4 protein-coding genes and 1 pseudogene are annotated in these 8,644 nt (G+C 65.8%); all 5 read right to left on the bottom strand.

The window, feature by feature from the left end; all coding sequences use genetic code 11:
• Positions 1–458: 458 nt before the first annotated feature.
• On the bottom strand, positions 459–1,124 hold the full coding sequence (locus AB2385_RS16055) for a hypothetical protein (RefSeq protein ID WP_367656024.1): 666 nt from the start codon (positions 1,122–1,124) through the stop codon (positions 459–461).
• A 213-nt stretch (positions 1,125–1,337) separates the two neighbouring features.
• Positions 1,338–3,236, bottom strand: coding sequence for an RNaseH domain-containing protein (locus AB2385_RS16060; RefSeq protein ID WP_367656025.1), 1,899 nt, complete (start codon positions 3,234–3,236; stop codon positions 1,338–1,340).
• Between the two features lie 616 nt (positions 3,237–3,852).
• Positions 3,853–7,062 carry a hypothetical protein gene (locus AB2385_RS16065; RefSeq protein ID WP_367656026.1) on the bottom strand — a complete coding sequence of 1,070 codons (3,210 nt, stop codon included), beginning with the start codon at positions 7,060–7,062 and terminating at the stop codon, positions 3,853–3,855.
• A 4-nt stretch (positions 7,063–7,066) separates the two neighbouring features.
• Positions 7,067–8,146, bottom strand: coding sequence for a hypothetical protein (locus tag AB2385_RS16070; RefSeq protein ID WP_367656027.1), 1,080 nt, complete (start codon positions 8,144–8,146; stop codon positions 7,067–7,069).
• Positions 8,147–8,161: 15 nt separating this feature from the next.
• Positions 8,162–8,644, bottom strand: a pseudogene (locus AB2385_RS16075) (hypothetical protein); the annotation flags it as partial.

The raw sequence follows: 8,644 nt of genomic DNA on the forward strand, positions 1-8,644 counted from the left end.
TAATAAGTGGACGGATTCGACCGGAATGAGTGGTCGAATCCGTCCGGAATACGCATTCCGTTCAGTGCGTGCAACTCGCACTCCAGCAGGTAAGACAGCCCGCATGTCGGCGCAGCATTCGCAGCAATGCTCCAAAGCTCCCCCAAGGTCCCTAAGACGCAGTCAAATGCCTCCATTCTGTCGCGAGGCAAGCTGAATGCCTCCTTTCGACCGCTCTTGCTGACATGGACCGATCAGCGCGCCAGAGGACGGCTAGGCCCCAGCTGGTGGGCATCGGAGGCCCACCGCGCCGGGGCCTCGCTCGGCCGGGCCCTGGCCAGGTGCAACACCGTCTCAACTGCCCTCTAACGCGGCACAAACGTAACCTCTCAGGTCCGACTCTCTACGCCAACTTCGCCCTGCGCCGGATGAAGCCTATGCCCAAAGTGCCCGCGCGCCAGGGCAAGGCTGCACCCCTTCTAGCTCGCGGCACAAATGGCCCTGGCCACTTCGCCTACTTCATCGAACCCTGCCCAGGCGCACCACTGGTAGAAGACATAGTCCACGACTCCAACCCGCTCGCCCGTCTCCTCAGCTACTACGCAGCACAGTTCGTTTGGTGTAGTCCCTAGCACCTCGGCGAGCCTCGTCAGGTGCCGGTCGGGTTTCACAACATCAAAGCCGATGTTGCGGGCCAGGTGGTACCGCGTAACCTTTCCAATTCCGGGTAAGGTCTGGAGGTATTTCAAGGCCTGCTCGCGGCCCATGCGCTCCAAACGGCGTCCCACGCCCGGATTTGCAACGAGGTACCGTGCCGTATCCAGCATGTAGCCCACCTTACGCTCGTTGCGGTACATACGCAGAAGCTGGGTGCGAACCCTCTTCTCGTTGCGAACGATCCTTGGGAGCGGCTGGTCGAGAATAGGTCTGATACGATCCCACACCGAATGGGCTACCACCGTGGACACCCCAGGGTGGAGTACGACAAAACAGTACTCCAAGTAAAACTCTTCGTCAGAGATCTGGCCGGGGGCTGGCAAGTACCGAAACCAGTCAAGGTTCTCCTTGAATGCTTCGGCGTCGTACTCCATGCAGAACTTGACCGCGGCATTCCACAGGGCCAGGTAACAAGATCGAGTACCCATGCAGGTCATCCTCCCACAACCAAAGGAAAGCAAGACTGCCGCCGACGTAGAGTGCATCCGCCGACCCCGGCGTGCTCACGCAACATACTCGGGGGGCCAACTGCGTTAGTAATGGTCATGTCAGTCCTTACCATTCAGTACTCGAGTACGGCGGTTCCAATACTTTACCTGCATCGCGCCATTGCACACAGATGCATGGCGGAGCATTCTCACTCACTCCTCAAGCTCCTCATCCGGCACCGGCATCACGTACTCTTCAAGAGCCGCCGCCAGGTGAAGCGGGAGCGGCAGCATCAGCGCTTCCCGGTGATGTGAGGCCATCAGCCGGAGGTGGTGTGCGACCGCTGCCCACTGCGCCGGGTCCTCGTCTGGACCGTTCAGCAGAACCGCCACCTCCATCAAGCGCGGGAGCCAGCCCTGCTGCCCCGGCTTGTCCAGCTTGCTGTGGCCGGGCTTCAGGAAATTCTTGGTCGAACTCGGAAGCACCTGCGCACTCAGGAACGTCCGCGCTGAGAGCTGGAAGAGCCCCTGCGAGGTCCCCGCCTTTTCCCGGCCTGGGCCGAACCACTGGGCCGTCTCCCCGCTGTCGCCCGGCAGAATGCGCACGATCCGCAAGTTCGCCCAGAGCGGATCGGGTACCGGATCGCACATCCGATCCTTTCCACCGAACTTCAGCTCATCCAGGGTCACGTACTTGTTGGCCAGCCACGGCCACCAGTCGCGGGTCCGGTACCCGTCTACCATGAGCAGCGTGCGCCCCTGCGGCAACACGTCCCGAAGCAGGCGGTTCTGGAGCCAGTGGTGGAGTGCGGCCTGATTCTGGCGCCAGTCGGTCTCGTCGGCAACAGCCAGGCGAGTGGCCGCCTCGCGGTACTGGGTCCATTCAGTGGCACCCGGATAGTGCACCAGAAGACGTGTGTCAGCGGTACTCATCCACACCAAGACAGGAATGTACGTTTTGGCGTACTGCCGTCTCCCCCTGCGGTTGGAATGCCGCCGAATGGTCGCCAGGGCTACCAGTGAGGTTTCCTGAAGGGTTTCGCCTTGCAGTCCCGGGCGGGGCCAGTCCAGCATAATGCCCAACTGCCGCATCAGGTCCCGCACCGCACCGGTTACGCGGTGATTCTCGGCATTCACGACCTCAGTGTCATCAGGTGGTTGCAAGAACTGGCTGACCAGCCCTGCTTTGGCCAGGCCGAGGCGAATGGCCCCCTTGGGATCGTCGGGGCTCGTGCTCCCGCCCTGCCGGTTCCAGCGCAGTTCGACAATGGCGCCGTGCGCTCCCCCCTGCACCACCCGGGCGACCTCGTCGGCGCGCCGCTTCACAGCTGCCCACACGGCCTCCCGGGAAAGGCGACCATCGAGGTCCAGCGGGCGTCCCAGCGCCCCGAGCGGTACCGCTTCGACCGTGACGGCGCCGCCGAACTCATGATGCAACGCCGCAGTAACGGCCTGCTTCATTTCATCTGTCTGGTGGAAGACCCGCACATTCGGCGGCCCACCCAAGGATTGCACAACGGCATCCCGGCGCTTTTCAGCAGTAAGGTCTTGCCACCGGCCCAGCTGATTTCGCCCGCTTGCGTTGCCCAGTGAGTGCCTGGGGGTCGGTTCCGCCGGAACCAGGAACGGCAATTCCGCGCTGATCGAGCGGAACAGCTGAGCCCGGTCTTCAGCCGAAACGCCCGGCCGGACCCCCCGCCCCCTGTTTTCCTGCGGCCGGCGCACCAAGGCCGCCACGAAGCCCGCCACGCCCCTCTCACGTGCGCGCGGTAGGTCCGCCAGCACCTCTCCCACCGCAGGCAGAGGGCTCAGGCTCAATTCCGAAAGCACCGACGCCATGAGGGAGTCGGCCCATTCGGTTGTGCCCTGCCAGCCAGCGGGATCCTGGCTCCAACTGTGCCCGATCATGACCGGGACGAACACCGGAACCTGCAGCTTCTCATCCAGCCAGGTATCGCGGCGTGCCAAGTAGAGCGCCCTGCGCCCCGTCTTCAGGTCAAACGCACCCGTCCGGCTGCGTTTCAGGGCTTTCTCCCACAGCCTCACCCCCACATGTAAGTGCAGGCGGGCTCCGGTGTCGACAAAGGTCGTCAGCTTGAACTGGACGAGCAAGGACCAGGGGTAACCTCCGTGCACCAGTGGCGGCCATGAGATCATTTCGCCGCTTTGCTTTTCGTCGGCGACACGCCGCAATTGTAAAGGCTGCCCACCCCAGGAGAGGTGGTCGGCCCGGGCCAGGTGTGTGGTCACCACGTAGGGCAAGAGGTTGTACCAGTACCCGTGCTCGTCCAGGAACCTGGCGTCGGACCCCCATCGGGGTGAGACAGGGCCCTCCCAGACCAGTTCCCCAGGGTCGAGGCTCGCCGCCAGTACCTCACCTTCGCCGGGGAAGGCCCGACCCAGCCATGCGGCCACGATCCGGGTCAGGAGTTCAGGCTGAACCGGCGCCAGTGCGGTGAGCCAGTACACGTCCTGCTCCACCTTCCACGCGTGTCGGTGGGCGGCAACCAACTGGTCGGGCAGAAGGTACTGGACCACGCGGTTCAGACTCACCACCGGGGCTGATGCCGGCTCGCCTCCGCGCCGTCGGCACGCCAACTCGCTAGCAGCCTTGCGCCACCGGCGCGGTACCTGAAGGCGGTAGAACGTCAGGTGGGCCAACTTGGCCGGATCCACATGATAGGCTAGGGTCTGGATGTGATGGTACACGCAGAATCCCTCCCGCTTCTCAGGCAAGCCCGCCAATCCGGGTCAGTGCACGGATCAGGGGCATGTAGAGCGCCTCGGTCACGTAACGGTCCCACCTGCGTTCCTCGCCCTCTCCCGATACTGCTGCGGTCAGCACCGCGCGCAGGCCGTGCAGAAAGGAGGTCGCGGGGGTATCGGCCCGCCGGCGCGAGTCCGCCGAACCGGGGGCGAAAGCGGCGTCCACAAAGAGAACCCGTGCATCACTGCCCCCGCGAACGAGCCGCCCGATCGTCTGCCAGATCATCACGGCTTGCGTCCACAGCAGTTCTTCCCGGTCCCGCTCGTCCAGCTGGGCGTAAGGCCGCACGCTGCGCAGCAGGCGGAAGAGCTCGGCGATGGCATTCCGTCGCAACTGTCCTAGGGCCTCCGCCTGAGAGATCGCCCCACTCCCACGGCGCCGGGCCATTTGTTCGACGCCCCAGCGGTTGAGTCCGGCTGCCACCCGGGAGAGGTCGTCCACGCGCGGCATCGGCCGCACCAGGAAGCAGGCCGTGCCGATGTAGGCCGCGCCGTCCTCGTCGACGATGTTGTGCCCCCGTTCGATGGCCTGGAGCGGGGCGATGAGCAACCATTTCCCGCTCCGGGCAAAGGCCGCCACCATGCCCCGGGGCCGTTCCCCTTCCCCGGCGAAGCCGGAATCGGCATCCCGGACTAGTTTCTCGGCCTTGTCGGCCAGGTCGGGCCGGCAGAGCCGAATGGTCTCGTACACCGTATCCGCCTCGGCATACGAGCCGACCACCAGCAGCACGCCGCGGTTCTGTTGCTTCTCTTGCCAGATTGCACGTTCCCGCTCCAACCGACTCTGTCCTTGCGACCCGCGCTCGATCAGGCGACGGGTCATCTGCCGGAGCGCTTCGTGCCGTTCACCACCCCACTTTCCGGAGACCGCAATTGGCCGATCGCCGTCATACTGCGGGGTGAAGGCGCACTCGATCGTGGGTTCGTTCACGTTCACCGGCTGCAGGATGCCATGTACGGGTAGCTGCAGGTGGAACCGGTTGGACGCAGGCGCCCAGCTGGTGCCGCTGGTGAGCAACACGTTGGGCCCCCGCACTCCGTCCAGGGCCTCGAAGAGGTAAGGGAAACGCAGCAGGAGGTCCCGGCCGCTTTCCGTCAGGCGCAGGACTTTCAGAACTCCCGTTTCCTCATCGGCGTCCCGGCTGTACTGGAAACCGAAGAGGGCGCCGGTGGGCGGTTCCATCAGCACCGGGCGGTAGTCGGCCGCGAAGTCGCGGAAGACCGCAGACTTTTCGCCTTCCAGGTCCAGCTCCGCCGCGACCGTATCCCAGTTGCTCACCAGCTCCTGGAGGGCATTCTCCAGCACCAACATGACCAGAGCGGTGCACAGGAGCTGCGCGATGTCGGCGACCTCCTCCGGCTGCATCCCGGGCCGGCACGCGTTGCGCACCCATTCCTCCACACGCCGGTGATCCGCCTCGTCGTCCAGGTCTGCCAGGCGGAGCGCCAGCCGGCCCAGTTCGTGGCCGGCCCGCCCCAGCGGATCCTGGAGAAGCCGGGTAAACTCCTCGATCAGTCGTTCCTCGTGCTGAATCGCCGCGGCATCGTCCACCGCTGCATCATCCGCCCGTTCAGACAGGCCCGCGCATCGCCGCGCGACTCGTCTGAGCAGCGTCCATGCCGTGAAGAACTCTTCCTCCCGCAGCCAATGGGACGGCCGCTTCAAGCGGGAAAGCCTGTGGATCAGGGTGCGTGCCGCGTTCCGGGCCACGTCGAGCGCGTTGAGCCAATCCTTCACCACGCTGATGGCCATAAGGTACGGCCGGCTCACCACCTGGGGCGGCAGCTGCAGGCTCAGCCGGTCCAGGAGGCTGTCGGGGCTTCCTACCAGCACCTCGTCGGGACCGAAGAGGGTGTCCAGCTGGGCCTGGACGCGGTCACACTCGTCCACCACGACCTGGTCGCAGCAGCGGTAGACCAGTTCGGCCAGGCGCACGCGCTCGGGGAGCACCGCCGGCAGGACCTGATGGTAGACCAACGCCTGCGGGGTGGTGATCCAGACCGACGCCTCCATGAGTTCCCGTGCTCCGGCGTACACGGGGCACACGGCGGGGAAGGGGCAGTCGAAGCGCTCCTTGCGGTCGGGCGTCTGCAGCGCCTGCCGGCAGGGCTCGTCACCCGGCGGGACAGGGTCTGCCATCAGGGGACAGACGGAAGCCGCCCAGGCGTACCCGTCGTGCCGGGCCTCGATCGGTTTCAGCCCGTTCACCTGCTCCACACGGTGAAGTTGCGCAACATGCCGGCCGCGTCGGTAGTAACCCAGAATGGGAACGGCTCTGACCCCCCGCCGCCGGAACCAGGTGGCCATCTCCACGGCGGTGGCCACGTCTCCCACAACCAGGGCCACCCGGTGGCCGGTCACATGCGCCCAGCCGCCGAGGACCCGCATCAAGGTCGTCTTACCGGCACCGACCCGGCCGACGATGTGCCGTGTCCCCTCCACGGTGATTGCCTCGGTGGGGTGGAAGGTTAACCCATCGCTCTCCACGTAGCGCATTCGCCCGAGGAGCGTGCAGAGGTTCGGCCCCTGCCGCTCCGCTGGAGGACACGCCTCATCCAAGTGCTGGGCCGCAGCCAGCAACTCGACCCACGAGATCTGTTTGGGCGGACGTCTCTCGGGCGGCGGGAAGGGAACGGGAGCCAGCTCCGCGAGATGGGTCAGGTCCTCAGCGGTGATCTTGACGTCATGGAGCGTTCCCGTGCGGTCCTCGACGACGTAATCCCCCGCAGGAGCCGCCTTCCACTGGTAACGCTTGTAGCCGGGTGCCGTGGTCAGAAGTCTGTCGTAGGCCTCGACCCGCTCACGCCAGACGGAGAGCTGCGCCAGGCGCGATGTGGCCGGTGCCTCCCGGTCCGTGACCGTGTAGAGCCGCTCCACCTCGGGCAGCTTTGCATACTCGCTCAACAGTTGCTCCCAACGCCTTTTCGCGCGATAGCTGCCCAGGTAATGCCGTGTGACCGCACACAGGTGGTCACTTTCGGGTGCACCGCCCGGGACGAAGCGGTAGCCGCTGAGGTACGCCCAGAGGGACGAACAGGGAGCATTCGGATCGACTTTCGAGAGCAGATAGAGCCCGAGCTCGGCATCGATGAGAATGTGGTCGGCCGCCCGCACCCCCGCCTTGCGAGCCGCAGCCAGGAGGCGGCCCCGCCAACCGGACGTGTTGCGCATCTACTCACCCCCCCACCCTTTCTCTGACCTCCGCCAACAGTTTACTGGTGCTGCGGTACTCGAGGCCCTGTTCCTCCTCCACGCAGTTTTGGAGAACGTTCAGGTAGCCGGGGCACTCCTTCACCCGGCGGTCGGGAATCACGATAATGGCCCTGGTGTCCTGCGCATGCCGATGCTTTCTGGTAGTTCTCAGTTCACGCGCCAGCCAGAAGGGCCGGGCCCAGTCCTTGAGATCGATTGCCCACGTCTCGCCGCCGCCCAGGTGGAGGCGGAAGTCCCAGCTGTCGAAGTCGGGGTACAGATCGACCTTCACGCCCAGACGCTGGACCTGCCGGAGGAACTCCTGCTCCACCAGGCCAGGCACGGTGACGTACCGGTATAACCCTTCGCGCAGCCGCAGGAGCTGCTCCGAGGGGTGGGCGACGGGTACCGCGCTGCGGGGATCGCGGTCACCGGGACACTGCTGCCAGCCGCAGCGGGGCTCGCCGCCGTGCCAGGTGACGGTCCAGCCGCAGTGTTTGCAAACGTAAACCTTCCCGTCGCGCAGACACGAGGGGGGAACCGACTCGTAGGCCTCCTTCAGGAAGTCAACGAGCGGGCGGAGCTCCGGCTCACGGGTGGCGTCCAGCAGTTCGATGTTGCGGAGGACGGGCCTTTCGATCAGGAAGGTGCGGAAGCGCTCGTAGGACGGCTGGAGTTCGGGCCCCCGCAGCCGGCAGTGGTCGAGCACGCGCTTCATGAGCTGCTCCTCTTGCTCCAGGTCGCCGGCCGTCTGGGCGATCTCGATGCAGGCTTCTGTGACGCGCCGGCTCGCGAGAAGCCGGTCACCGGGTAACCACGCACCCTCGCCCAGTTCCAGCCCCGGCCAGGGGAGGGGTTGCTCGCACAGGTCCAGCAGGGCGGGAAGGGACGGGGGGATGGGTAGTCCCTGGCGAAGCATCAGGCGGCTGAGACGGTTCCACCCGATATGGAGGCTGGGGGGATAGGGCAGGCCGGTGGTGCCCGGGGCCTGGGTCATGCGCTCGGTTTCGACCAGGCCGCGGGCGAGGTGGGCCAGGACGGTGTCGGGGGAGTAGGCGTCCAGGGCGGGGACCTCCTTTCAAGCGGGTGTTCTTCTTGAGCATAAAACAAGGCAGTGACAGCGTGTTGTCACTGCGCATACTTGCTCCCAGTACCGGGAGGCCGCAATAGTATGAATCCCTTTTGACAACGTAGAGTTGTCCCACCCACCGGTGTCCCGTCCACGGCCGGGATGGCGCCACGCACCGGCTGTCGACCAGGAGGATGCGCCCCGGGCCGGATGGAGCAGGGCGGAGAAGCTGTACCGGGCGCGGCGGGCGATGACGTCCAGCACGTCCACCGTCGCGCAGCAGCGCCTCCCGCAGCCGGCAGAGGTCCGCCAGGGTGCGGGGGTGGAAGGCGAGGTCCCAGAAGAGCCCTCCGGCACGTTGGCCGGCTCGGGCCCGGCGAGGATGCGCTCCGCCTCGGCGACCACCTCGTCGGAGGTGACCTGGACCAGCTTGGCCTGGGCGATGGCCACCGCCACGGGGCTGGCGTCGATGCCGACAGTGGGGAGGCCGCG

Source organism: Symbiobacterium sp. (assembly GCF_040797425.1).
Classification (GTDB): domain Bacteria; phylum Bacillota; class Sulfobacillia; order Symbiobacteriales; family Symbiobacteriaceae; genus Symbiobacterium.

What these genes read in the sequence shown, in the direction of transcription:
- AB2385_RS16055 (WP_367656024.1), bottom strand. Translation starts at nt 1,124, where the DNA reads ATGGGTACTCGATCTTGTTACCTGGCCCTGTGGAATGCCGCGGTCAAG.
- AB2385_RS16065 (WP_367656026.1), bottom strand. Translation starts at nt 7,062, where the DNA reads ATGCGCAACACGTCCGGTTGGCGGGGCCGCCTCCTGGCTGCGGCTCGC.